The organism is Halovalidus salilacus, from assembly GCF_031852275.1.
GTDB classification, from domain to species: Archaea; Halobacteriota; Halobacteria; order Halobacteriales; family Natrialbaceae; genus Halovalidus; species Halovalidus salilacus.
In genome coordinates, this window is sequence record NZ_CP134700.1 from 1,134,415 (window position 1) to 1,156,655 (window position 22,241).

At 67.7% G+C, this 22,241-nt stretch carries 22 protein-coding genes and 1 tRNA gene; 5 read left to right on the plus strand and 18 right to left on the minus strand.

Annotation, left to right across the window (positions count from 1 at the left end; all coding sequences use genetic code 11):
• Positions 1-51: 51 nt before the first annotated feature.
• From RJT68_RS05585 to RJT68_RS05660, 16 genes are all read right to left on the minus strand, one after another.
• Positions 52-783 carry an NAD(P)H-binding protein gene (locus RJT68_RS05585; RefSeq protein ID WP_407039385.1) on the minus strand — a complete coding sequence of 244 codons (732 nt, stop codon included), beginning with the start codon at positions 781-783 and terminating at the stop codon, positions 52-54.
• Positions 784-891: 108 nt separating this feature from the next.
• Positions 892-1,698 carry a CBS domain-containing protein gene (locus tag RJT68_RS05590; protein WP_407039386.1) on the minus strand — a complete coding sequence of 269 codons (807 nt, stop codon included), beginning with the start codon at positions 1,696-1,698 and terminating at the stop codon, positions 892-894.
• A 102-nt stretch (positions 1,699-1,800) separates the two neighbouring features.
• Entirely contained in the window at positions 1,801-3,303 is a 1,503-nt protein-coding gene (locus RJT68_RS05595) for a DHH family phosphoesterase (protein WP_407039387.1), read from the minus strand.
• A 57-nt stretch (positions 3,304-3,360) separates the two neighbouring features.
• Positions 3,361-4,938 carry an NADH-quinone oxidoreductase subunit N gene (locus RJT68_RS05600; RefSeq protein ID WP_407039388.1) on the minus strand — a complete coding sequence of 526 codons (1,578 nt, stop codon included), beginning with the start codon at positions 4,936-4,938 and terminating at the stop codon, positions 3,361-3,363.
• Positions 4,938-6,473: a complex I subunit 4 family protein gene (locus RJT68_RS05605; protein ID WP_407039389.1), complete on the minus strand. Its 1,536-nt coding sequence runs from the start codon at positions 6,471-6,473 to the stop codon at positions 4,938-4,940. The genes RJT68_RS05600 and RJT68_RS05605 overlap by 1 nt, the downstream gene beginning before the upstream one ends.
• A complete protein-coding gene (nuoL, locus tag RJT68_RS05610) occupies positions 6,473-8,503 on the minus strand; it encodes an NADH-quinone oxidoreductase subunit L (protein WP_407039390.1) in 2,031 nt (676 codons plus the stop codon). Before nuoL ends, RJT68_RS05605 begins: the two co-directional genes overlap by 1 nt.
• Before the next feature lie 4 nt (positions 8,504-8,507).
• Complete coding sequence (gene nuoK / locus RJT68_RS05615) at positions 8,508-8,813, minus strand: NADH-quinone oxidoreductase subunit NuoK (protein WP_407039391.1); 306 nt, start codon at positions 8,811-8,813, stop codon at positions 8,508-8,510.
• Positions 8,810-9,262: a hypothetical protein gene (locus RJT68_RS05620; protein ID WP_407039392.1), complete on the minus strand. Its 453-nt coding sequence runs from the start codon at positions 9,260-9,262 to the stop codon at positions 8,810-8,812. Before RJT68_RS05620 ends, nuoK begins: the two co-directional genes overlap by 4 nt.
• The gene (locus RJT68_RS05625) at positions 9,259-9,534 is read right to left on the minus strand and encodes an NADH-quinone oxidoreductase subunit J (protein WP_407039393.1); all 276 of its coding nucleotides are present in this window, start codon (positions 9,532-9,534) and stop codon (positions 9,259-9,261) included. Before RJT68_RS05625 ends, RJT68_RS05620 begins: the two co-directional genes overlap by 4 nt.
• 67 nt (positions 9,535-9,601) lie before the next feature.
• Positions 9,602-10,063, minus strand: a complete 462-nt coding sequence (locus tag RJT68_RS05630; protein WP_407039394.1) for a NuoI/complex I 23 kDa subunit family protein — start codon at positions 10,061-10,063, stop codon at positions 9,602-9,604.
• Positions 10,060-11,151 (minus strand): complex I subunit 1/NuoH family protein, encoded by a 1,092-nt coding sequence (locus RJT68_RS05635; RefSeq protein ID WP_407039395.1) that lies wholly within the window; start codon positions 11,149-11,151, stop codon positions 10,060-10,062. Before RJT68_RS05635 ends, RJT68_RS05630 begins: the two co-directional genes overlap by 4 nt.
• Positions 11,148-12,812, minus strand: coding sequence for an NADH-quinone oxidoreductase subunit D (locus RJT68_RS05640; RefSeq protein WP_407039396.1), 1,665 nt, complete (start codon positions 12,810-12,812; stop codon positions 11,148-11,150). The genes RJT68_RS05635 and RJT68_RS05640 overlap by 4 nt, the downstream gene beginning before the upstream one ends.
• A complete protein-coding gene (locus RJT68_RS05645) occupies positions 12,809-13,516 on the minus strand; it encodes an NADH-quinone oxidoreductase subunit B (protein ID WP_407039397.1) in 708 nt (235 codons plus the stop codon). Before RJT68_RS05645 ends, RJT68_RS05640 begins: the two co-directional genes overlap by 4 nt.
• Positions 13,513-13,926 carry an NADH-quinone oxidoreductase subunit A gene (locus RJT68_RS05650; protein ID WP_407039398.1) on the minus strand — a complete coding sequence of 138 codons (414 nt, stop codon included), beginning with the start codon at positions 13,924-13,926 and terminating at the stop codon, positions 13,513-13,515. The genes RJT68_RS05645 and RJT68_RS05650 overlap by 4 nt, the downstream gene beginning before the upstream one ends.
• Before the next feature lie 383 nt (positions 13,927-14,309).
• Positions 14,310-14,942 (minus strand): AIR carboxylase family protein, encoded by a 633-nt coding sequence (locus RJT68_RS05655; protein WP_407039399.1) that lies wholly within the window; start codon positions 14,940-14,942, stop codon positions 14,310-14,312.
• A gap of 45 nt (positions 14,943-14,987) precedes the next feature.
• Entirely contained in the window at positions 14,988-16,157 is a 1,170-nt protein-coding gene (locus RJT68_RS05660; RefSeq protein WP_407039400.1) for a 5-(carboxyamino)imidazole ribonucleotide synthase, read from the minus strand.
• 281 nt (positions 16,158-16,438) lie between these two features.
• Between RJT68_RS05660 and ribH the strand changes: the two genes are divergently transcribed.
• The 3 genes from ribH to RJT68_RS05675 all read left to right on the plus strand — a co-directional run bounded on the left by ribH (position 16,439) and on the right by RJT68_RS05675 (position 19,858).
• Positions 16,439-16,849 carry a 6,7-dimethyl-8-ribityllumazine synthase gene (gene ribH / locus RJT68_RS05665; protein ID WP_407039401.1) on the plus strand — a complete coding sequence of 137 codons (411 nt, stop codon included), beginning with the start codon at positions 16,439-16,441 and terminating at the stop codon, positions 16,847-16,849.
• A 96-nt stretch (positions 16,850-16,945) separates the two neighbouring features.
• Positions 16,946-18,094 (plus strand): pyridoxal phosphate-dependent aminotransferase, encoded by a 1,149-nt coding sequence (locus tag RJT68_RS05670; RefSeq protein ID WP_407039402.1) that lies wholly within the window; start codon positions 16,946-16,948, stop codon positions 18,092-18,094.
• A gap of 207 nt (positions 18,095-18,301) precedes the next feature.
• Entirely contained in the window at positions 18,302-19,858 is a 1,557-nt protein-coding gene (locus tag RJT68_RS05675) for a uracil-xanthine permease family protein (RefSeq protein ID WP_407039403.1), read from the plus strand.
• A gap of 49 nt (positions 19,859-19,907) precedes the next feature.
• Here the strand turns inward: RJT68_RS05675 and RJT68_RS05680 are convergent, their stop codons facing one another.
• Complete coding sequence (locus RJT68_RS05680) at positions 19,908-20,345, minus strand: universal stress protein (protein ID WP_407039404.1); 438 nt, start codon at positions 20,343-20,345, stop codon at positions 19,908-19,910.
• A 145-nt stretch (positions 20,346-20,490) separates the two neighbouring features.
• Positions 20,491-20,565: transfer RNA gene (locus RJT68_RS05685), tRNA-Arg, on the minus strand.
• A gap of 153 nt (positions 20,566-20,718) precedes the next feature.
• Here RJT68_RS05685 and RJT68_RS05690 point away from each other — a divergent pair.
• Both RJT68_RS05690 and RJT68_RS05695 read left to right on the plus strand, forming a co-directional pair.
• Positions 20,719-20,904 carry a DUF7511 domain-containing protein gene (locus tag RJT68_RS05690; RefSeq protein WP_407039405.1) on the plus strand — a complete coding sequence of 62 codons (186 nt, stop codon included), beginning with the start codon at positions 20,719-20,721 and terminating at the stop codon, positions 20,902-20,904.
• A 387-nt stretch (positions 20,905-21,291) separates the two neighbouring features.
• Positions 21,292-22,152, plus strand: coding sequence for a geranylgeranylglycerol-phosphate geranylgeranyltransferase (locus RJT68_RS05695; RefSeq protein ID WP_407039406.1), 861 nt, complete (start codon positions 21,292-21,294; stop codon positions 22,150-22,152).
• The last annotated feature ends 89 nt before the right edge of the window (positions 22,153-22,241 follow it).

A 22,241-nucleotide genomic window follows, 5' to 3' on the forward strand; every position in this document is an offset into this window, starting at 1 on the left:
ACTCGGTTGTAAGGATTCCGAGTATCACGCAGGTGATGCGACCGGGCGCGGTCAGGGGTAGATTTCCCCCTCGGTGCCGATCCGCCCGCGTTCCCACGGCACGTCGACGAGGTTTCGCGGGCTTCCCGAGAGTCCGTCGCGGCTGACGACCTCGAACGTCCGGTTCCGCGCGTCCGGCGAGAACGGCGCCGCGGCCATCAGCCGGGCGACGTCGCCGCGGGGGATAGACCCCCATACCGAATCGCCGCCCTCGCCCACGAGCACCTCCCCGCTCGGCGGACCGTTCGTCAGCCGACCCGGTCGGAAGACGGTGTACCCGAGCCCCGAGCGCCTGAGCGCCGTCTCGGCGTCCCCCTTCGCCCGGAGCGTTCCCCTGACCAGGAGCCGAGCCGGGAGCGGCATCCGCGCTCGCGAGGTGCCGACGCCGATCGCGCTCTGGAGGGCGACGTGATCGACGCCCTCGGCGACCGCGGCGGTGATCAGGTTGATCACGCCCGTCCGATCGACGAGCCTCCCGCCGAGTACGTGGCGTGGGCCCGGCGACGTTCCGAGCGTGCTAAAGACGTAGTCGACGCCCTCGACGGCTCGCACCGCGGCCGTCGACTCGAAGAAGTCGACGACGGCCACCTCGTCGGCGCCGAGGCGCTCGAGTTCGTCGACGTTCGCGTACGACCGCGTGGTCGCCCGAACCTCGAGGTCCGTCGGCCCGAGCACGGCGAGCAGTTCGCGGCCGGTGTCGCCGCTTCCGCCCGCGACCAGCGCGCGTTCGGTTGTCGAAGTCATGGGGCTCGTACCCCAACCGGCGACATAATACGAGGGAGAGGATCGGTGGCACGTCGGGGGGTCCACGGAGCCGGGTAGGCGACGGAGCGGACTCGCCCGCCGAGGCGGTCACTCGTCGCCGGCCTGTAACCGCTCGGTGGTCTGGACCAGCGGGTGGCGCGCGTAGTCGACGATCTCGATGTCCTCGAGGCCGTCGAGTCCCTCTTTACGCGCGGTTCGGGCCATCCCCAGGTCGATCGGGTGGTCGGTGACGATCAGGTAGGCGTCCATCTCGTCGATCCCCAGCCTGTCGGCGGCGAGCACCCGGTGGTGGCCGTCGGCGAGCAACAGCGTGCCCCCGTTGTCGATGACGACCAGCGGTTCGGCGAGGCCGTGTTCGAGTTCGTACCGCCGTCCCTCGAGTTCGTCGGCGTAGACCCGTCCCTGGGTGGGGATCAGTTCGTACAGCGGAACCGTTCGGCGCTCCTGGCGCAGGTCGAGGTCGTGGATCTCCTCGAGCGTGCGCATGAGCTTCACGACCTTCTCGGGCGTGGCGCGCTCGATCTGGCTGCGGATGACGTCGGCGTTGGAGATGATCCCGACGAGGTTGCCCGCGTCGTCGACGACGGGGAGCTTCTGGATCCCCGAGCGCAGGATCACCCGCGCCGCGTCGTTCACCTTCATGTCCGGGTGGGCGACCAGCAGGTCCGTGCTCATCACCTTGAAGATCGGCTCGTCGTCGTCGGCCAGCAGCAGGTCGCGCGCGCTGACGAAGCCGTCGACGCGTCGGCGCTCGCACACCGGGAACCCGCTGTGATCGTCGCTCTCGGCGATGCGCTCGGCAACCGCACCGACGGTCGCGTCGGGCGAGACCGTCGCCACGTCGCGCGTCATGTAGTCTTTGACCCGGGGTTTCCGGTCCGATACGACCTCCATACCTCGAGAGGTGGGGGTCGGGACGCAAAAGCCCTCCCCTCGACGCGGTCCCCGGCCGCTCCCGCTCGGCGCGTCCGGTCGCCGACCCACGGCCGCCCGTCGTTACGCCGATTCGCCCCCGCGTTCCTCCTCCTCCGGGGTGAACAGCCACTCGCTCGTCCGGTCGTACGCTCCCACGGGCGTCCCCGGGCGCGTCCGGATCGCCTCGAAGAAGCGGTCCGTGATCACCTCCTCGACCACGCTGACGATCGAGTCGACCTCGTCCGCGTCGTCGGTCCCCCCGAGGATGCCGATCTCGAGTTGCGCGCCGGCCATGTCGGCGTGTCCGCCGGCGCTGCCGATCTGGTCGAACGCGTCCCTGAGCGTCTCCCCGAGGTCGACGCTGCTCGCGCGCGACCGGGCCGAGAGGTAGACCATCTCGCCGCTGAACCCGAAGACGAGCGTCGTGTTCACCCCCTCCATCGCGAGCAACTGGTCGGCGGCCTGGGGAAGCGCGTCGCGATCGGAGATCCGGCCGGCGCTCGCGACGGCGACCGATCCCTGCTGGATGCGGTTCTTGATCGCTCGAGCGATCGTATCGAACGTCTCGCCCTCGACGGTCGGTTGCTCGATCCGACGCAGCGTGTCGGTGTCGACGTGGGGCCACAGCGTCGACGCGGCGTGGAAGTCGAGCGCCGAGACCTCCCGGGTGAAGTCGTTCGTGTCGATCCGGATGCCGTAGAGCAGCGCCGTCGCGACCGTCGGATCGATCTCGATGTCGAACCGCTCGACGTACTCGGTCAACACGGTACTCGTCGCGCCGGCGTTCGAGCGAAGGTCGACGAACTCCCCCGGGACCGGTCCCCGCGGCGGGTGGTGGTCGATCACGATGTCGGCGTGGATCTCCTCGGGGAGCTGATCGTTGACGCCCGGCCGCGAGTGGTCGACGAGCGCGAACGCCGAGTAGTCGGTGAGCGGGTCCTCCGGACCCAGGTTGCGCAGGTCGAGGTCGAGCAGGTTGACCATCGCCCGGTTCTCCTGGTGGGAGATCTCGCCGTAGTAACAGGCGTCGGCCTCGACGCCGACCGATTCGGCGACCTCGACGAGCGCCACGGCGCTCGCGATCGCGTCCGGATCGGGGTTGTCGTGGGCGACGACCGCCAGCCGGCCGTCGATCCGTAGCAGCTGCTCCCGAAGCTCGAGCGCGCGGGTGGCGGCCTCGCTCGCCGCCCGGTCGAGGACGTGCTCGACGATCGCGTCGTCGGAATCGATCACGCGGTCGGCGAGCGTCTCGAACCGCGTCCGGCTCTCGGGGGTCGGGTTCCCGCCCAGGTAGGCGACGATGGAGGCCTCGGGGAACCGCTCGCGGGCGTGCTCGAGGATCTCGAGGTTCGCGTCGGTCCGATCGCTCGCGACGAAGATGACGTCGGGCGTCTCCGTCTCGATGCCGGCGACGACGGCGGGATCGGTCGGGTCGGCCCGTCGGGCGGGCACGCCCTCGTCCCTGAGGGTCTCGACGACGGTCGGCTCGTCGGCGATCACGAGCAACCGGTCGTCACGGGCGGGCAGTCGCTCGGCGATGCGCTGGCCGAGCGTTCCGCACCCGAGCACGAGACGGAAAACCATATCGCGGCTGTAACCCCCCGAACAGTAAAACCTACCGGGTTGCCGAGTCGGAGGCGGTCAGGGGACGACCGCCTCGGCGGCGCCCGTCGCGAGGTCGGCGACCGGTCCGAACGCCGGCAGCAACACGACGGTCATCACGGCGGCGAAGGCGATCGCCGCGTACAGCCCCGTCGGCTGGGAGAGCGCCTCCCGGCCCGGTACCGGCTCCTCGATCCAGAGGGCCTTCACGAGTCGCGCGTAGAAGTACAGCGAGAGCGCGCTGTTGATGACGAGCGCGGCCGCGAGGGCGAACAGCCCGGCCTCGATCGCGCCGGTGAACAGGAGGTACTTGCTCCAGAAGCCGGCGAACGGCGGGACGCCCGCGAGGCTGAACATGAACACCGCCATCGCCGCGCAGGCGATGGGCGCCCGCGACGAGAGCCCGTTGTAGTCGTCGAACGTGCGGCCGACTCCCCAGTGTTCGGCGAGCGCGACGAAGAGGAACGCGCCCGTGTTCATGAAGCCGTAGACGAGCAGGTGCATGAGCGCCGCGCCCATCACGAACTCGCCGCCGTCGGCCGACACGCCCGCGAGGCCGATCATGACGTACCCCGCGTGGCCGACCGACGAGTAGGCGAGCATCCGCTTGACGTTCGTCTGGGTCGCCGCGGCGAAGTTCCCGAGCGTCATCGTCACGATCGCGAGCACGACGAAGATCGCCGACCACTCGAACCCGATCAGGCCCTCCGACGCTTCGATCGGGAACGCCGTGGTGAACACGCGGATCGTGATGACGAAGCCGGCGGCCTTCGACGCCGAGGAGAGGAACGCCGAGATCGGCGCGGGGGCCCCCTCGTACGCCTCGGGCGCCCAGAAGTGGAACGGCACGCTCGCGGTCTTGAACGCGAAGCCGCCGACCATCATCAGCAGGCCGAGCCCCAGCATGCCGCCGAAGCCGTCGTCCACGTCCTCGGTCAGCGCGACGGCGATCGCGTCGAGTTGCAGGTGTCCCGTGACGCCGTAGACGAGGCTGACCCCGTAGACGAAGATGGCCGACGAGAGCGCGCCGATCAGGAAGTACTTCAGTCCGGCCTCGACGCTCCCGCGGTTGTCCTTGAGGATCGAGACCAGCGCGTACGACGGCAGGCTCGAGAGCTCGAGGGCGATGAAGATCGTCACGAGGCTGTTCGCGGTCGCCATCGTGGCCATCCCGGTCGCCGCGAGCAGCACGAGCGAGTAGTACTCGGCCTGGTAGGTGTGGCCCGCCATGTAGTCGTAGCTGGCGACGACCACGAGCGCGGTGACGACCGCGACGATGACCGTGAAGTACAGCGCCAGCTGGTCGACGACCAGCTGTGGCGAGTCGCTCTCGAAGAGGTACATGACGCCCCGGCCGCCCTCGGTGACGGGCGTGCCGACGCCCGCGAGCAGGAACCAGACCGCGACGGTCAGCGACGCCAGCGAGCCGACCGCCGCGATGCCCGCGAGCACCGGTCGGTTCGTGCTGTCCGGGTTGACGCTGTCGAACAGGAACAGCGCCATGGCGGTGCCCGCGAGCAACAGGACGGGCGCGAGCGAGGCCCAGTCCGGCAGCTGGTAGGGCCCCTCGAGTGCCTGTGCGACGACGGGCTCGAGTCCGAACGCGAGTCCGGTCATCAGGCCCCACCTCCGTTCTCCAGGATCGGATTGACGGCGTCGGTGATCATCTCGAAGATCAGATCGGGGGCCACGCCCAGCGCCACGATCAGCGCGAGCAGCACGAACATCGGCGCGACGTCGTGCAGCGGCGCGCGACCCACCTCGTAGTCGGTTTCCAGTCGGTACGGTCCGAAGATCGCCCGTTGCAGGGCGAACAGCAGGTAGCCCGCCACGATGACGATGCCGAACATCGCCGCCCCCGTGAAGACGGGGGCGTACTCGAGCAGCGCGGAGCCGAACGAGCCGAAGAAGATGAAGTACTCGGCGGCGAAGCCGCTCATCAGCGGCAGCCCCATGTAGGCGAACGAGCCCGCGATCAGGACGCCGACGGCGATCGGCATCCGGTCGGCCATCCCGGACATGTCGGTGACCATCCGGGTGTGCGTCGCGTTGTAGATGACGCCGACGGCCATGAACATCAGCCCCGAGACGAGGCCGTGGCTGACCATCTGGAACGTCGCGCCGCCGACGCCGAACTCGGTGTAGGCGACCAGTCCCAGGATGACGTAGCCCATCGACGAGACCGACGAGTAGGCGACGATCCGTTTGAGGTCGGTCTGGGCGAGCGCGAGCATCGCGCCGTAGATGACGCTGATCACGGCGATCGCCGCGATCGGTACCGCGTACGCGCTCACCTGGTCTGGGAACATGGTGAAGTTGAACCGGAGCAGGGCGTAGGTCCCCATCTTCAGGAGGACGCCCGCCAGCAACACCGACGCCGGCGTCGGCGCTTCGACGTGGGCGTCCGGCAGCCACGTGTGGAACGGAACCACCGGCACCTTCACCGCGAACCCGGCGAACGTCGCGAGGAAGACGAGCGAGGTGAGCGTCGAGGGCGCCACGCCGAGGACGCCGCTCTGGACGCCGGCGCCGTCGATCAGCGCGTCGGCGATCTCCGGCAGCGCGAAGCTCGAGACGTCGGGGCCGAGTCCGAAGACGAGCGCGATGAACGAGCCGAACATGACGAGCGACGCCACGTTCGTGTAGACGAAGAACTTGATCGCGGCGTACTTGCGGCGCGGACCGCCCCAGACGCCGATCAACAGGTACATCGGGATGAGAACCGCCTCCCAGAAGATGAACCAGAGGAAGAAGTCGAGCGCCGAGAAGACGCCGATCAGGTTCGCCTCGATGAACAGGATCAGCCCGTAGAACTGCGACTCGCGGTCCTCGATGGGCGTCCACGAGGAGACGATCGCGAGCGTACAGAGGATCGTCGTCAGGACGACCAGCGGCAGGCTGATGCCGTCGAGGCCGACGAACCAGTCGACGGAGTACTGCCCGAGCCGAATCCACTCGAATCGGGACTCGTAGGCGAGTTCGCCCCCGAGCAGGGCGTTGCCGCTCCCGTCGAAGGCGGCGAACAGCCAGAGGCTCAGCCCCGCCGGGAGGAGGCTGATCAGGAACGCCAGTTTCCCGGCGTAGCGATTCGGCGCGAGGAACGTCGCGAGCGCGCCGACGAACGTCACCGCCAGCAGGATCTCTATCATCATCAGAACCACCCTCCGTAGACGCCGAAGGCGACGAGCAACGCGATGAACCCGGCGACGAGCAACGCCGCGTAGTTCGTCACGATCCCCGTCTGTATCCGTTTCACGCCGCTACTGCCGAGCAGGCTCGCGCCCGAGACGCCGTTGACGACGCCGTCGATGGCCGTCTGGTCGAACCGATCGGCGGCTCGAGCCAGCGGTAGCGCGATCCCGCGCGCGAGCCAGACCTGGAACTCGTCCTGGTAGTAGTTGCTACGCAGGACGCCGTACGCGGCCCCGAGCTTCCGCGTGTGGCGCTCCGGTTCCGGCACGTTGTAGAGCATCCAGGCGACGCCAGCGCCGCCGAGGGCCAGTCCGAGCGAAAGCGCCGCGCCGACGAGCATCGTGACCGTCTCCGACCCGGCGAGCGCGCCCTCCTCGAAGGCGACCGTGTCGTGGTACTCGTGGTAGGTCAGCCCCTCGAGGTAGCCGTACTCGCCGTCGAGCCAGTGCTCGAGGAACGTGATGTCCGCGCCGGTGAGGTAGTAGATCGGCGCGAGGTTGACGAACCCCGCGACGACCGCGAGGATCCCGAGGACGATCAGCGGGACCTTGATCGAGAGCCCCACCGGATGGGGGTCCTCGGCGGCCTCCGATCTCGGCTCGCCGTGGAAGGTCAAAAAGACCATCCGGAACGTGTAGAAGCCGGTGAAGAACACGGCGATCAGTCCCATCGCGTAGGCCGCGAGGAAGACCGGCTGCTCTAAGCCGACGAGCAGCGCGTCGTAGAGCACCTCGTCCTTCGACCAGAAGCCGGAGAACGGGACGATCCCGGCGAGCGCGAGCGCGCCCGCGAGGAACGTGTAGTAGGTGACGGGCGCCTTCTCCTTGAGGCCGCCCATCTTCCACATGTCCTGTTCGTGGTGCATGAGGACGATGACGGCGCCGGCCCCGAGGAACAGCAGCGCCTTGAAGAAGGCGTGGTTCATCAGGTGGAAGACCCCGGCGACGTAGCCGCCGACGCCCAGCCCGAGCATCATGTAGCCGTACTGGCTGATGGTCGAGTAGGCGAGCACCTGCTTGACGTCGTCCTTGACGACGCCCATCGTCGCGGCGAACAGCGCGGTGAAACCGCCGACGAAGGCGATGATCGCCAGCGCGGTCGGCGAGAGCGCGTAGTAGCCGAACATCCGGGCGACGAGGTAGACGCCGGCCGCGACCATCGTCGCCGCGTGGATGAGCGCGGAGACGGTGGTCGGACCCTCCATGGCGTCGGGCAGCCACGTGTGTAGCGGGAACTGCGCGGACTTGCCGATGACGCCGCCGAGCACCAGCAGGCCGGTGATCGTCACCCACGTCTCCGCGTCGAAGCCGAAGAGGGATTCCCCGCCTTCGATGGCGGATTCGGCCGCGAAGACGAACGACTCGTCGCCGGCGAACGCCACGGTTCCGTACGTCGCCGCGATGGCGACGACCCCCAGCAGGAAGAAGTAGTCGCCGAAGCGGGTGACGAGGAACGCCTTCTTCGCCGCCGAGGGGGCCGACTCCGTGCGGAACCAGAAGCCGATCAGCAGGTACGAACAGAGGCCGACCAGTTCGAAGAACATGAACGCCATCAGCAGGTTGTCGGCCATCACGAACGCGAGCATGCTGAACGTGAACAGGCCGAGTTCGGCGTAGTAGCGGGGCAGCCCCGTCTCGCCCTCGGCGTTCATGTACCCCAGGCTGAAGACGTGGACCAACAGCGCCACGAGCGAGACGATCACGAGCATCAGCGCCGAGAGCGGGTCGATCAGGACCCCGAAGGTGAACTCGATCGTCCCCCCGGCCTGGGCGCCCGCGGCGCCGCCGACCCACTCGTAGAGCGTCTCCCGATGTGCTTCGCCGCCGGCGACCTCGAGCAGCATCAACAGCGAGAACAGCAGCGACGCGGCCGTCGCGAAGATGCCGGCGATCGCGCCCTTCTTCGGCATGTACGGGCCGAAGACGAGGGCGATCGCGAACGCCACCAGCGGGAACAACGCGATCAACGGTGCGTAGTCGAACGTTGCCATCTGTTTACCACCTCATCGTCGACGGGACGGTGACGTCCACGTCCCGGAAGTTTCGGTACAACACCATGATGATCCCGAGTCCGACCGCGACCTCGGCGGCGGCCAGCGCCATCGTGAAGAGCGCGAAGACCTGCCCCGTGAGGTTGCCGTGGTAGAACGCGAACGCGATCAGGTTGACGTTCGCCGCGTTCAGCATGATCTCCACGGACATCAGGAACAGCAGCGCGTTTCGCCGCGTCAACACCCCGAACAGCCCGACGCAGAACAGGGCCAGCGACAGCAGGACGTAGTACTCGATCGGGACGCTCACGCGCCGTCACCTCCGGTCGCGTCGGCGTTCGTCTCGGTGTCGCGGCTCGAGTCCGTCGCCGTCCCGCCGTCGGTCGCCGCGCGTCCGGGCGCCTCCGCAGCGGGCGATCCGGTCTCGTCGGGCGCCGCCGCGAGCGCCGTCACCGGTTCGCCGTCCTCCTCGCGCTTCGCGAGGACGAGCGCGGCGTCGAGCGCGGCGTCGAGCGCGACGGCGACCAGGACGACCGACACGAGGAACGGCTCGGTGCCGCCGATCTCGCTCAGTTCGTAGAAGCCGAACAGGGCGTAGCCGATCTCGGCGGTGATCGAGACGCCCTCGGCGAAGCCGCCGACGTCGCCGCCGTCGAACGGCGCCTCGAGCACGACGAGCGCGGCGATCGCGAAGAGCGCGACCGCGAACACGCCGGGCGCGAGCGTCCGCCCGAGCCTGAGTCTCGGTCCGTTCGTCATGCCTGTACCACCTCGTCGTCGGCGTCCGCGTCGTCGGGTCTGGTGAACATCACGGCGAAGGTGATGAGGATGAGAACCCCGCCCACGTAGACGAGGATCTGCATCATGGCGACGAACTCCGCCGCCAGCATCACGTAGTAGATCGCGACGCTGGTCAGCGTCGCACCCAGCAGGAGCGCCGAGTGCCACGGATCTCGAACGAGCACGACGCCGACCGCGCTCCCCAGCGTGACGATCGCGAACAGGCCGAACGCGATGAGTTCGTAGTTCATAGCTTCCCTTCCGTTCCTGGCGTCGGTGTCTTCGACCGGCGGTACCTCCGGCCCGTCGGGCGACCCCTCACTGGTAATCGACCTCCCCTTCGCCCTCGCCGATCCACGCCCCCCGGTCGGGTTCGCGCGACTCGAGCGGGTCGATGTCCTTGTACCACGGGACCGCCCGGAGCTCCTCTTTGTTGTAGACGAAGTCGTGTTTCGTGTCGGCCGTGAACTCGAAGTTCTGGGTGAGCAGGATCGCGTCGGTCGGGCAGACCTCCTCGCACAGCCGGCAGTAGACGCACTGGCCGATGTGGAGGTTGTACTGCTCGCCGTTGCGCTGGTCGTCCATCACGATCTGGATCGTGTCGTTCGGACAGACATTCTCGCACTGGCGACACCAGATGCACCGCTCCTGGCTCCACTTGTGGACGCCCCGAAAGCGCGGGGAGACGTCCGGGACGACTTCAGGGTACTCCACGGTGAAGGTGGAGCCGTCGAGCGCGTGTTTCATCGTCGTTGCCATCGATTTGAGTAGTCCGATCATGCTATCAGCCCCACGATTAGCGCGGTGAGTATCAGGTTCGCGAACGAAAGGACGAGCAGCCCCTTCCAGCCGATCTCGATCATCTGGTCGATCCGCACGCGCGGCGCGGCCGAGCGCAGCCACTGGGTGAGCAGGAACACCGCCCAGATCTTGATGAGGAACCAGACGATGCCCGGCAGCAGCGGCCCGGCGGGTCCGCCGAGGAAGATCGTCGCGATGATCGCCCCGCCCAGAAAGATGTGCAAGAACTCGCCGAGGTAGACGAGGACGAAGTAGACCGAGGAGTACTCGGTCTGGTAGCCGGCGACGATCTCGGTCGGCGCCTCGGGCGTGTCGAACGGGTTCCGGCCGACCTCGGCGAAGTTGGCCGTCAGGAACAACACGAACGCGAACGGGTTGACGAGCGCGTACCACGCCGGGATCGTCACGATCCCGAGGTCGAGCAGCGGTTCGGCCTGGGCCTCGACGATCGCGCCCATCTGGAGCGTGCCGGCGAAGATGACGACCGACATCCCGGTGACGACCAGCGGGATCTCGTAGGCGATGTTCTGGGCGACCGCGCGAAGCCCGCCCAGCAGCGAGTACTTGTTCGCCGACGCGTAGCCGGCCATCACCAGCCCGACGCTCGCGATGCCGGAGACGGCGAAGACGTACGCCAGGCCGACCTCGGGGTCGGCGAGCTGGACGCCGCTGCCCATCGGAATCACGGCGAACCCGAGCATCGCCGAGCCGGCGATGACGATCGGCGCGAGGTCGTACGCCGGGCGGTCGGCGTTCTCCGGGACGATCAGCTCCTTCGAGAGCAGCCGCACGGCGTCGGCGACGATGATGAACAGCCCCGCCGGGCCGATGTGATCGACCGCGATCCGGTCGGTGAACGCGGCCGTGATCTTTCGCTTCGCCCACGGACCGGCGACGCCGGTCATCGCGAGCATCAGGTTCCCGACGATGAACGCGGCGATGAACGCCGCCAGCAGTTGGCCGGGGACGCCGAACGCGTCGAGGCCGGTCAGGTCGGCGATCCGCTCCGGGAGGAGGGGGCCGTCGCCGACCTGGAGCGGCGACGCGCCGAGCGCGCCTCCGCTCATCGATCCACCTCCCCGAGCACGATGTCGAGGCTGCCGAGCGCGGCGACGAGGTCGGCCACGTACTCGCCCTCGGCCAGTTCCTCGAGCGCCTGCAGGTTCGAGAAGCAGGGGCTACGGATCTTGAATCGGGCGGGTTTGTCCGTCCCGTCCGATCGGATGTAGATGCCGAGTTCGCCCTTCGCGCCCTCGACGGCACGGTACGTCTCGGTGTCGGCGTCCGGTTTGAGCGTCCGCGGGACGTTGCTCTGGATCTCCCGCTCGTCTTCGGGCCAGTCCTCGAGCAGGTCGAGACACTGCTCGACGATCCGCGCCGACTGCTCGACCTCCTTCATGCGGACGAGGACGCGCGAGTAGTTGTCGCAGCCGTCCTCGGTGACGACGTCCCACTCGAGGTTCTCGTAGTACCCGTAGGGGTCGTCGCGCCGGACGTCGTAGTCGACGCCCGAGCCGCGGGCGACGGGGCCGGTGCAGCCGTACTGCTTCGCCGCCTCGGGCTCGAGGATGCCGGTGTCGACGCAGCGGATCTGGAAGATCTCGTTCGCCGTGACGAGGTCGTTGTACTCCTCGACCTTCGCGGGGAGGCCGTCGAGGAAGTCGCGGGTCTTCTCGATGAACTCCTCGCGCGGTTCGGGCAGGTCCCAGGCGACGCCGCCGAGCCGGAAGTAGTTGAACATCAGGCGCTGGCCCGTCAGATCCTCCAGGATGTCCTGGACGACCTCCCGGTCGCGCATCGTGTACATGAAGATCGCGTTGAAGTCCCCGTAGACGTCGAGACAGAACGTCCCGAGGGCGAGCATGTGCGCGGCGATCCGGCAGAGTTCGGCGCCCATCGTTCGGATGAGCTGGGCGTACTCGGGGACCTCGATGTCGGCCAGGTCCTCCGCCGCGCGCGCGTAGGCCCACTCGTTGAGCAACCCGGAGGAGACGTAGTCCCAGCGGTCCGGGTAGGGCATGATCTGGTGGCGGTAGGTGCCCGACTGGCACATCTGCTCCTCGCAGCGGTGGAGGTAGCCGACGTCCGGATCGACGTCGACGACCGTCTCGCCGTCCAGCACCGTCTTCAGGTGGAGCACGCCGTGGGTCGCCGGGTGGTGCGGCCCGATGTTCAGGAACATCGTGTCCGACTCGGCGTCGTGGTAGTCCGGCTGGATCGGGTTGGCGTGCTCGGTCAGGGTGACGATCTGGGGCTTGTCCTGGTCGTAATCGAGGCTGAGCGGGTGGCCCTGCCACGTCTCGGGCAGCAGGATGCGCCGCGGGTCGGGGTGCCCCCCGTAGTCGATCCCGACGAGGTCGAACGCCTCGCGCTCGTGCCAGTTCGCGGTCTCGTAGACCGGCGTCGCGGACTGGCTCGTCGGTTCGTCGAGCGAGGTGGGCACCACCACGCTGACCTCCTGGGTCGGGTCGGCGTACTTCTTGAGGTGGTAGATCGACTCGTACCGGTCCTCGTACTGCTGGGCGGTGAGACAGGAGAGGTGATCGAACCCCGCCTCGTCGCGCAGCGCCGTCAGCACGTCCTGGACGTCGTCCGGACGGATCACGAACCCGGGCGCGTTCAGGTGGTCGTCGCGTCCGAGCGCGCGGTTCCCGATCAGTTCCTCGAGGTCGTCCTCGGTGACCTCGACGTCGAGGTCCGGCTGTGACTTCGGCTCGAGCGTGCTCATGGCGAATCAGCCCAGTTGTACCGCATGACGAGGTCGTCCTCGTCGATCTCGTCCGCGAGCTTCTGTACCAGTTCGTCCCGGGGCAGGTCGCCGAAGCGCTCGAGGTCGTACGGCTTGACGACGACGGGCGAGGATTCGCCGTTGCGGATCCGCTCCTGGAGTTTGAGGACGCCGTAGATGAGCGCCTCCGGTCGGGGCGGACAGCCGGGGACGTGGATGTCGATCGGGATGATCTCCTCGGCCCCCTTGACGACGTTGTACCCCTCCTGGAAGGGGCCGCCGGAGATCGTACACGAGCCCATGCCGACGACGAACTTGGGTTCGGGCATCTGGTCGTAGACGCGCTTCATGCGCGGCCCGAACTTCGAGACGATCGTCCCCGGGACGATCATCACGTCGGCCTGGCGGGGCGACGCGCGCGGAACGCCGGCGCCGAAGCGGTCGAGGTCGTGTTTGATCGCGTACGTGTGCATCATCTCGATGCTGCAACACGCGATCCCGAACTGGAGCATGAACATCGAGTTGCCCCGCACCCAGTTCATGAACTGGTCGAACTTCGTGAGGATGAACGGCGTGGCACCGAACGCCTCGCGGAGCTTCGAGTTGAACCGATCGTCGGGGCCGGCCCCCATCCTCGCGTCGCGGGTGTCCGTCGACGGTCCGGTGCTTCCGTAGATCGATTGCCGTGGTTTGTCACTACTCATGGTCGGTTACGTTGGGATTCGACCTGTCTCGGGCTCTGCGCCCACTGTACCGCACCGTTGCGCCACGCCCACGCGAGTCCGACGAGGAGGATGCCGACGAACAGCAACATCGGCCCCAGCGCCTCGAGGAGCCCGTACTCCTCTGCGGCGAGCGCATCCCCGTAAACGACCGCCCACGGGAACAACAGGACGGCCTCGATATCGAAGACGACGAACAGAAGCGCAACCATGTAGTACTGGATGTTGAATCGGATGCGCGTCCCGCCGGTCGGCACCTCGCCACTCTCGTAGGTGGCACGCTTACTCGTTTCGGGAACGCTCGGACGAAGCAGGTACGATACCGTAATCATTCCGACAGGTATCAGTATCCCCACGAACGCCAGCGCCCCGACGGCGATCCATTGGTTCATCTCCGTAACGTTTGGAGGTTAAAACCGCACCCATATAAGGGTTGATTCTTCGATTTTCGGCCTAATGCGGCCCCCAGAGTCCTCTTCAGCGATTAAGGAGTCGTTCCGACTAATTCCTTATTATTGTACATGTGCATTTAGTTCGTGAACGAACAATTGCGCGAACGCCGCGAACCCCGTCGCCGCCCGTCGAACGACGGGTTCGTCGAGGCCCGGCGGCTGGGACTCGAGTCGCTTCCTCGACCGATCCCGACGACGGACCGATCCTTTCGGGTCGACGGCGCCACTCGGAACGGAAAACGGTCGTTCACTTCGGGAAACCGGCCGCGAACGAGGCCGCTCTCGGCTGACGCGATAGACGGAACGGGGCGAACGGCGCCGATTCACTCCTTCGAGAACTCGATCGTGCCCCGGTCGTGCAGCGCTCGGGAGATGCGTCCGACCTCCTCCTTCAACGACTCGTGGGAGGCGACGAGGCGGTCTCGGACCTCCTCGTGCTGGCGGGCCAGGATCTGGGCGGCCGACAGCGCGGCGTTGAACGACTTCCCGGCGTCGACGGCGACGATGGGCGCGCCGGTCGGCATCCCGATGACGCTGTCGACGGACTTCTCCTGCACGGGCACGCCGATCACCGGCAGCGGGTAGGCGATCGAAGCCGTCATGTTCGGCAGGTCAGCCGACTTCCCGCCGGCGCCCGCGATGATCACCTCGAGGCCCCGATCCTCCGCAGTTTCGGCGTAAGCAGTCATTAACTCGGGGGTTCGGTGGGCGGAGGTGACGTACGTCTCGAAGGTGAACCGCTCTTCGGGCGGGTTCTCGTAGTCGGTCTGTTCGGCGAAGCCGAGTTCGTCGACGAACGCGTCGTACGCGCCCGGCCGACGGCCGCCGGTCATCATCACCTCGAGGTCGGAGTCGCTGCCCATCACGATCCCCACGTCGGGGGTCTCCTCGGTCGGTCGGTCCTGGCGCGCTTCCTCTCGCAGTCGGTCGATCAGGTCGGTTACGCTGTCTGCCATGGGTAGGTCGAGTAGCTCCGGTCGGTCGCGGTGGTCGCGGTCGGTTCAGGCGGCGTCGAACGTCACGGCGTCGCGCAGATCGCGCGCCGTCTCGAGGAGTTCCTCCACGTCCGCCGTCTCCTCCCCGCGCGCGGAGACGGTGACGTGGCCCATCTTCCGCAGCGGTCGCACCTCGCGCTTGCCGTACCAGTGGAGGTGCGCGCCGGGCGTCTCGAGGATCCGCTCGACGTTCTCGAGTCGCGCGTCCGTCGGCTCCTCGACGTCGCCGAGCAGGTTCGTCGAGACCGTCGGTCCGAGCAGGTCGGCCGAGGCGAGCGGCCAGCCGAGCACCGCCCGGACGTGCTGTTCGAACTGCGAGCCGACGGCGCCTTCGATCGTCCAGTGCCCGGAGTTGTGCGGCCGGGGTGCGATCTCGTTCAGCAGGATCTCGCCGTCGACGGTTTCGAAGAGTTCGATGCCGTAGACGCCGCGTCCGTCCATCACCTCGAGGACGTCCGTGGCGACCTCGTAGGCCCGCTCGGCCACCTCCGGTTCCGAGCGCGCGGGGATAATCGTCTCCCGCAGGATCTCCTCGCGGTGGACGTTCTCGCCCAGGGGGAACGTCGCGGTCTCGCCCTCCCCCTTGGCGGCGATCACCGACACCTCGCGCTCGAAGTCGACGAACGCCTCGACCATCGCGGGTCCGGCGACCGCCTCGAGCGCCTCCTCGGCCTCGGCTTTCGACTCGACCGGGACGTTCCCCCGGCCGTCGTAGCCGCCGGTTCGGGCCTTCAGCATGACCGGCGCGCCGTGGTCCTCGATCGCCTCGCGGATATCGTCGGCCCCCTCGACGGCGCGGAACGGCGGCACCGGAATCCCCGCGTCCTCGAGTTGGCGCTTCTGGACGAGCTTGTCGTGGATCGTCTCGAGCGTCGACGGCTTCGGGTGCACCGGCGTTCCGGTGTCCTCGCTCACCCGCTCGAGGGCGTCCTGGTCGGCGAGTTCGATCTCGAAAGTGAGGACGTCGGCGCGTTCGGCGAGGTCGCGAATAGCCGCTTCGTCGTCGAAGTCCGCCACGATCTGGCCCCGAGCGACGAGCGACGCCGGGCACTCGGGCGTCGGGTCGAGGACGACCACTTCGACGCCGAGCGGCGACGCCGCCTCGGCGAGCATTCTGCCGAGTTGTCCGCCACCCACTACCCCGACTGTCGGCCCCGGTGATCGGAGCGATCTCATCGCGCGTTCGTTGACGGCGCCTGCGCTTAAGAATTAGTAATCTGTGCGGGGAGTCGCGCATCTACTTCCGTCGAGAGGCACCTCGCATTCGGCCGGATCGTCGCGACGACGGCCGAAATCGTCTCCGAGACGGAGACCCAGGGGCGGTCGATCTTCGAATTGTCCGACCGAGTTCAGGAATCGGCCGCCGGACTCGGCGCCGAATCCGACGGGACGGACGAGGACGCCGATCCTGCGGCGTAAACGGTAGCTCTTTGAGGCCCCCTGCCCACGGCACGCGTATGACCACGCTCGGACTGGTGGTCGCGCAGTTCAACCGTCCGATCACCGAGCAGATGGAGGAAGTCGCCCTCGAGGCAGCCACCGACGCCGGCGCCGAGGTGTACGAGACCGTCCGCGTGCCCGGCGCCTACGACGCGCCCCTGGCCGCGGACCGCCTCGCCCGCCTCGAGGAGGTCGACGCCGTCGTCGTGATCGGGTCCGTCATCACCGGCGACACCGACCACGACCAGGTGATCAGCGACGCCACCGCCCAGCGGCTCTCCGACGTGAGCCTCGAGCGTGACACGCCCGTCACCCTCGGCGTGACGGGCCCCGGCATGTCGGCCGCCGAGGCCCGGGAACGGGTCGAAAACGCCGCGAAAGCGGTCGACGGGGCGATCGACCTCGTCTCCGAGCTCCCCGATCCCTGACGGATCCCGATCGAACGACACCGATTTGCGTTTCGACCGAGCACGTACGCACACCAGACCGCCACACCGACCACCACAACCGTCACCACCACGACCATGACAATGGAATTCACCGACCGCGTCTCACGCGTAGAACCGTCCGCAACGCTCGCCATCTCCGCGCTCGCCACCGAACTCGAGGCCGAGGGCGCGGACGTCGTCGACCTGAGCGTCGGCGAGCCCGACTTCCCGACGCCGGAGAACGTCGTCCGGGCGGCCAAGGAAGCGATGGACGCCGGTCACACCGGTTACACGACCTCGAGCGGCATCCTCGAGCTGCGCGAGGCGATCGCCGACAAGCTCGCCGACGACGGGCTTGACCACGGTCTCGAGAACGTCGTCGTCACCCCCGGCGCCAAGCAGGCGCTGTACGAGGTCGTCCACGCGCTGATCGAGGAGGGCGACGAGGTCGTCCTCCTCGACCCCGCCTGGGTCTCCTACGAGGCGATGGTGAAGATGGCCGGCGGCTCGTTGACCCGTGTCGACCTCTCCGACTACGACTTCCAGCTCGAGCCCGGCCTCGACGACCTCGCCGACGCCGTCTCCGACGACACCGACCTCCTGATCGTCAACTCGCCGTCGAACCCCACCGGCGCCGTCTACTCCGACGACGCGCTCGAGGGCGTCGCCGAGTTGGCCGTCGAGCACGATATCACGGTCATCTCCGACGAGATCTACAAGGAGATCACCTACGGCGTCGAGCCCACCAGCCTCGGCACCTTCGACGGGATGGCCGACCGGACGATCACGGTCAACGGCTTCTCGAAGGCCTACTCGATGACCGGCTGGCGGCTCGGCTACTTCGCCGGCCCAGAGGACCTGGTCGACCAGGCCGGTAAACTCCACAGCCACTCGGTCTCCTCGGCCGTCAACTTCGTCCAGCACGCCGGCGTCGAGGCGCTCGAGAACACCGACACGGCGGTCGACCAGATGGTCGAGGCGTTCCGCGAGCGCCGCGATCTCGTGATCGACCTCCTCGACGAACACGACGTCGACGTCGCGGTGCCGGACGGCGCCTTCTACATGATGGTACCGGTCGACGATGACGATCAGGCCTGGTGCGAAGGGGCCATCGAGGACGCCCACGTCGCGACGGTGCCCGGCAGCGCCTTCGGCACCCCCGGCTACGCGCGCATCTCCTACGCCGCGAGCCGCGAGCGACTCGAGGAGGGGATCGAGCGGCTGGCGGACGAGGGCTACCTCTGAGGACGCGTCGCTCGACTGGCGCGCCGTGTTTCGCTCGAGGTTTCGATGTTCTGCTGGACGATCCTGGGGGCTTCGTAACGAACGATCGCTGATTGTTCGACCACTGTCAAATTCGAACGCTACTCTGGCGGTCGGCTTTGGAACGAACGAGTCGAGACCAATATTGCTTTAACTGGTGTGGTTCGTTGTCCCTGCAACGACCGAAACATGACGGGGGACGACGCGGCAGCGACGGAGGGTCCGACGCGCGCGGACCACATCGAGTACGGAATCGACGAACGGCCGCCGACGGGGGAGTCGGTGGTGCTCGGGATCCAGCACTACCTGACGATGGTCGGGGCGAACGTCGCTGTTCCGCTGCTCCTGGCTGAGGCGATGGGGATGCCCGGCGACGTGAGGGCGAGGTTCATCGGGACGTTCTTCGTCGTCTCCGGGATCGCGACGCTGGCACAGACGACGTTCGGGAACCGCTACCCGATCGTTCAGGGGGCGCCGTTCTCGATGTTGGCGCCCGCGCTCGCGATCGTCGGCGCGGTGGCCGGGGGTGCCGTCGCCGGCGACTGGCAAACGGCGTTGCTCCAACTCCAGGGGGCGATCATCGTCGCCGCGACCGTCCAGGTCGTGCTCGGTTACTTCGGACTGGTCGGGAAACTCCGCCGGTTCCTCTCCCCGGTCGTCATCGCGCCGACGATCGCGCTGATCGGCCTCTCGCTGTTTAACGCCCCGCAGATCACCGCCCCGTCCCAGACGAGCGTCGGATTGCTCCTGTTCACGCTGGGGTTGATCCTCCTGTTTTCGCAGTACCTCGACGTCAAACACAGGGCGTTCAAGCTCTACCCGGTGATCCTCGCCATCGTCATCGCCTGGCTCGTCGCCGCGGCGCTCACCGTCGGCGGCGTCTTTCCGGACGGCCATCCCGGATACGTTCCGCTCGAGGACGTCGCGGAGACGCCGTTCCTGCTTCCGATCTATCCGTTCCAGTGGGGCGTCCCCGAGTTCACGACCGCGTTCGCCATCGGTATGTTCGCCGGCGTCCTCGCCTCGATCGTCGAGAGCATCGGCGACTACTACGCCGTCGCGAACCTCACCGGTTCCGGCGCGCCGAGCGAGCGCCGCATCAACCACGGGATCGGCATGGAGGGGCTGATGAACGTCTTCTCGGGCATCATGGGAACCGGCGGCTCGACCTCCTACTCCGAGAACATCGGCGCCATCGGACTCACGGGCGTCGCCTCGCGGTACGTCGTCCAGATCGGCGCCGTCGTGATGATCGTCGCCGGCTTCGTCGGCTACTTCGGACAGTTGATCGCGACGCTGCCGAACCCGATCGTCGGCGGCCTGTTCGTCGCCATGTTCTCCCAGATCGTCGCCGTCGGACTGCGGACGCTGCGCCACGTCGACCTCGAGTCCTCGCGGAACGTCTTCGTCGTCGGGTTCGCCCTGTTCGTCGGACTGGCGGTCCCCCAGTACATGGCGAACGTGGGTGACGTCGCGGCGTTCAGGAGCGCGATGGAGGGCGTGGCGGTCGTGGGCCCCGTCCTGGGATCCCGACTCGTCGCCGACACGGTCTACGTCGTCGGTTCGACGGGGATGGCCGTCGGCGGCCTCTCGGCGCTCGTCCTCGACAACACGATCCCCGGCAGTCGCGAAGAGCGCGGCCTCGCGGAGTGGGACCGGCTCACCGAAGCCGACGGCGAGTTCGAGTCGTTCTGGGACCGGTGGGTCGGCCCCGACCGCACCCAACGCGCGAGTCGAGACGACTGACGGACGACCGGCTCGTCGACCGGGCCGTTCCGCTCTCACCGACCGTCGATCACCGGACGACCGTCACCGGAACCGTCGCCCGGCGCATCACCGTCTCCGCGATGCTCCCGAGGAGGATCCGCGAAACGCCCGACCGGCCGTGGCTCCCCATGACGATGTGGTCGACGTCGTTCTCCTCGGCGTACTCGATGATCGCCGGCGCCGGCCGTCCGGTGACGACCTCCGTCTCGAACGACGTCGACTCCGCGGCGTCGAACCCCTCGAGCCGCTCGCGGGCATCCTCGCAGAGTTCCTCGCCGCGCTCGACGGCGCGATCGTAGGCGCCGGGGTCGTAGAACCCGCCCTCCGAGCCGGTGTACACGCCCTCGACGGGGTCGACGACGTGGAGCGCGACGATGCGCTCCCCTTCGAAGTTCGTTGCCGCGTGCTCGAGCGCCGCCCACGACTGGGACGAGCCGTCGATCGGAACCAGGATGCGTCGGTCCATAGTGCCACCGTTGCGTCGGCCGCACTAAAATACACCCGTACGTACCAGTTCGCAGGAGCTCTCGAAATCCGGTCAGCCGACGACGTCGAACGCGACCGCACCTGCCGAATCTCCTTGCTCCTCACGTCCGTTGGTCGCGAAAACATGGGCGCTACAGGATTTGAACCCGTGACAACTTGGTCCGAAGCCAAGCACTCTGTCCAGACTGAGCTAAGCGCCCTCGGTCATTCGTTCCCGTCGGTTCGGTATAAACCACTCGATTTTCGCGCGCTCGAGCGCCTACCCGCTCGCGGTACCCTCGCGCGCTCGTTCCCACGGGCTGAAAATACCCGTCCACCCTATTTGTACCGCCGTACCAAGGTTCAGGTGACTCATGACCGTTCACGAAGCCCCCGTACCCGACGACCAGCTGATTCGGGACGACCCCCTCGAGCTACTCGGCGAGGCCGAGGACGACGTGCTGACCGCCGTCCCCGCGGACGCGACCGGCGACGAACGGATCACGCAGTGGCTCACGATCGACCGTGACGTGCTGTGCGATCTCCTCGAATGGCAGTAACGCGCGGCGATCGCAGTCTCGATCGCGCTCTCGACACCGTTTTCGACTTCTCTTCGGTTCCGCTCCGCCCCGTTCCGGGATTCTTCATCCGCTCGTCGTCGGTCCTCCTCGAGCGCGGCGGCGCTCCAGTCTGTCGATAGTGCGGGATAAATGGAGACGCCGTTGTGCGGTCCGGTGACCGGTGTGTCGAGGCGGTGATGGCGGTGTCGCTGACGATGCCGTGATTCCTTCGTCGGCTCGAGGGCAGACGTGAACGGTACCCCCACAGGGTGGGGAGCCGTCCCAGGGGCGTGCGGACCGCCCGAATGCGGGGGGTGCCGGGGGTTCGCGATCGCCCGCTGGCGACGGATCGCACCGTTTATCCCCCGCCCCTGAGCACTCCCCCGCATGACAGCGGGGGAGACGATCCGCGGGTTGCTCGAGTTGACGCGGCCGGTGAACGCGGTGGCGGCGGGCGTGCTGACGTTCATCGGGGCGTTCGTCGCCGGCGGCGCGGCGGCGGCCCCGCTCGAGACGGTCGGCGCGGTGGGGGCGACGGTCCTGGCGGTCGGCGCGGGGAACGCGATCAACGATTACTTCGACCGGGAGATCGACCGGATCAACCGGCCGGATCGGGCGATCCCCCGCGGCGCCGTGAGCCCCCGGGGAGCGCTCGCGTTCAGCGCCGTTCTCTTCGCCGCGGCGGTCGGGCTGGCGGTCCTCCTACCGACGGCGGCGCTCGCAATCGCGGGGATCAACCTGCTCGCGCTCGTCGCGTACACCGAGGTGTTCAAGGGGCTGCCGGGGCTCGGGAACGCGCTCGTCGCCTACCTCGTCGGGAGTACGTTCCTGTTCGGCGCCGCGGCGGTCGGCGAGATCCGTCCCGCGGTCGTCCTCTTCCTCCTCGCGGCGATCGCGACCGTGACGCGGGAGATCGTCAAGGACGTGGAGGATCTCGAGGGCGACCGCGAGGAGGGGTTGCGTACGCTGCCGATCGTCGTCGGCGAGCGCCGGGCGCTTCACGTCGCCACCGCGCTGCTCGTCCTCGCCGCGATCGCGAGTCCGATTCCGTACCTCTACGGCTTCTTCGGGTACGCCTACCTCGCGCTCGTGATTCCGGCGGACGCGGTCATGCTGTACGCGGCCTACGAGGGGTACGAAGACCCCACGGCCGGGCAAACCCACCTCAAGTACGGGATGTTCCTGGCGACGCTCGCGTTCATCGTCGGACGGGCGGCGACCGCGAACGCGGCGTCGGTCACCGGATGAACGCGGCCGTCGGGTGAACGCGTTCGGTCACCGGTGGCGGAGCCGACGAGCGAACGCCGTAATTCGGACTCGCAACCCTCGACGACGGT

Bases quoted from the DNA above. Each gene is read 5' to 3' on its own strand.
- RJT68_RS05585 (WP_407039385.1), bottom strand. From the start codon at position 783: ATGACTTCGACAACCGAACGCGCGCTGGTCGCGGGCGGAAGCGGCGAC.
- RJT68_RS05590 (WP_407039386.1), bottom strand. From the start codon at position 1,698: ATGGAGGTCGTATCGGACCGGAAACCCCGGGTCAAAGACTACATGACG.
- RJT68_RS05595 (WP_407039387.1), bottom strand. From the start codon at position 3,303: ATGGTTTTCCGTCTCGTGCTCGGGTGCGGAACGCTCGGCCAGCGCATC.
- RJT68_RS05600 (WP_407039388.1), bottom strand. From the start codon at position 4,938: ATGACCGGACTCGCGTTCGGACTCGAGCCCGTCGTCGCACAGGCACTC.
- RJT68_RS05605 (WP_407039389.1), bottom strand. From the start codon at position 6,473: ATGATGATAGAGATCCTGCTGGCGGTGACGTTCGTCGGCGCGCTCGCG.
- nuoL (WP_407039390.1), bottom strand. From the start codon at position 8,503: ATGGCAACGTTCGACTACGCACCGTTGATCGCGTTGTTCCCGCTGGTG.
- RJT68_RS05620 (WP_407039392.1), bottom strand. From the start codon at position 9,262: ATGACGAACGGACCGAGACTCAGGCTCGGGCGGACGCTCGCGCCCGGC.
- RJT68_RS05625 (WP_407039393.1), bottom strand. From the start codon at position 9,534: ATGAACTACGAACTCATCGCGTTCGGCCTGTTCGCGATCGTCACGCTG.
- RJT68_RS05630 (WP_407039394.1), bottom strand. From the start codon at position 10,063: ATGATCGGACTACTCAAATCGATGGCAACGACGATGAAACACGCGCTC.
- RJT68_RS05635 (WP_407039395.1), bottom strand. From the start codon at position 11,151: ATGAGCGGAGGCGCGCTCGGCGCGTCGCCGCTCCAGGTCGGCGACGGC.
- RJT68_RS05640 (WP_407039396.1), bottom strand. From the start codon at position 12,812: ATGAGCACGCTCGAGCCGAAGTCACAGCCGGACCTCGACGTCGAGGTC.
- RJT68_RS05645 (WP_407039397.1), bottom strand. From the start codon at position 13,516: ATGAGTAGTGACAAACCACGGCAATCGATCTACGGAAGCACCGGACCG.
- RJT68_RS05650 (WP_407039398.1), bottom strand. From the start codon at position 13,926: ATGAACCAATGGATCGCCGTCGGGGCGCTGGCGTTCGTGGGGATACTG.
- RJT68_RS05655 (WP_407039399.1), bottom strand. From the start codon at position 14,942: ATGGCAGACAGCGTAACCGACCTGATCGACCGACTGCGAGAGGAAGCG.
- RJT68_RS05660 (WP_407039400.1), bottom strand. From the start codon at position 16,157: ATGAGATCGCTCCGATCACCGGGGCCGACAGTCGGGGTAGTGGGTGGC.
- ribH (WP_407039401.1), top strand. From the start codon at position 16,439: ATGACCACGCTCGGACTGGTGGTCGCGCAGTTCAACCGTCCGATCACC.
- RJT68_RS05670 (WP_407039402.1), top strand. From the start codon at position 16,946: ATGACAATGGAATTCACCGACCGCGTCTCACGCGTAGAACCGTCCGCA.
- RJT68_RS05675 (WP_407039403.1), top strand. From the start codon at position 18,302: ATGACGGGGGACGACGCGGCAGCGACGGAGGGTCCGACGCGCGCGGAC.
- RJT68_RS05680 (WP_407039404.1), bottom strand. From the start codon at position 20,345: ATGGACCGACGCATCCTGGTTCCGATCGACGGCTCGTCCCAGTCGTGG.
- RJT68_RS05690 (WP_407039405.1), top strand. From the start codon at position 20,719: ATGACCGTTCACGAAGCCCCCGTACCCGACGACCAGCTGATTCGGGAC.
- RJT68_RS05695 (WP_407039406.1), top strand. From the start codon at position 21,292: ATGACAGCGGGGGAGACGATCCGCGGGTTGCTCGAGTTGACGCGGCCG.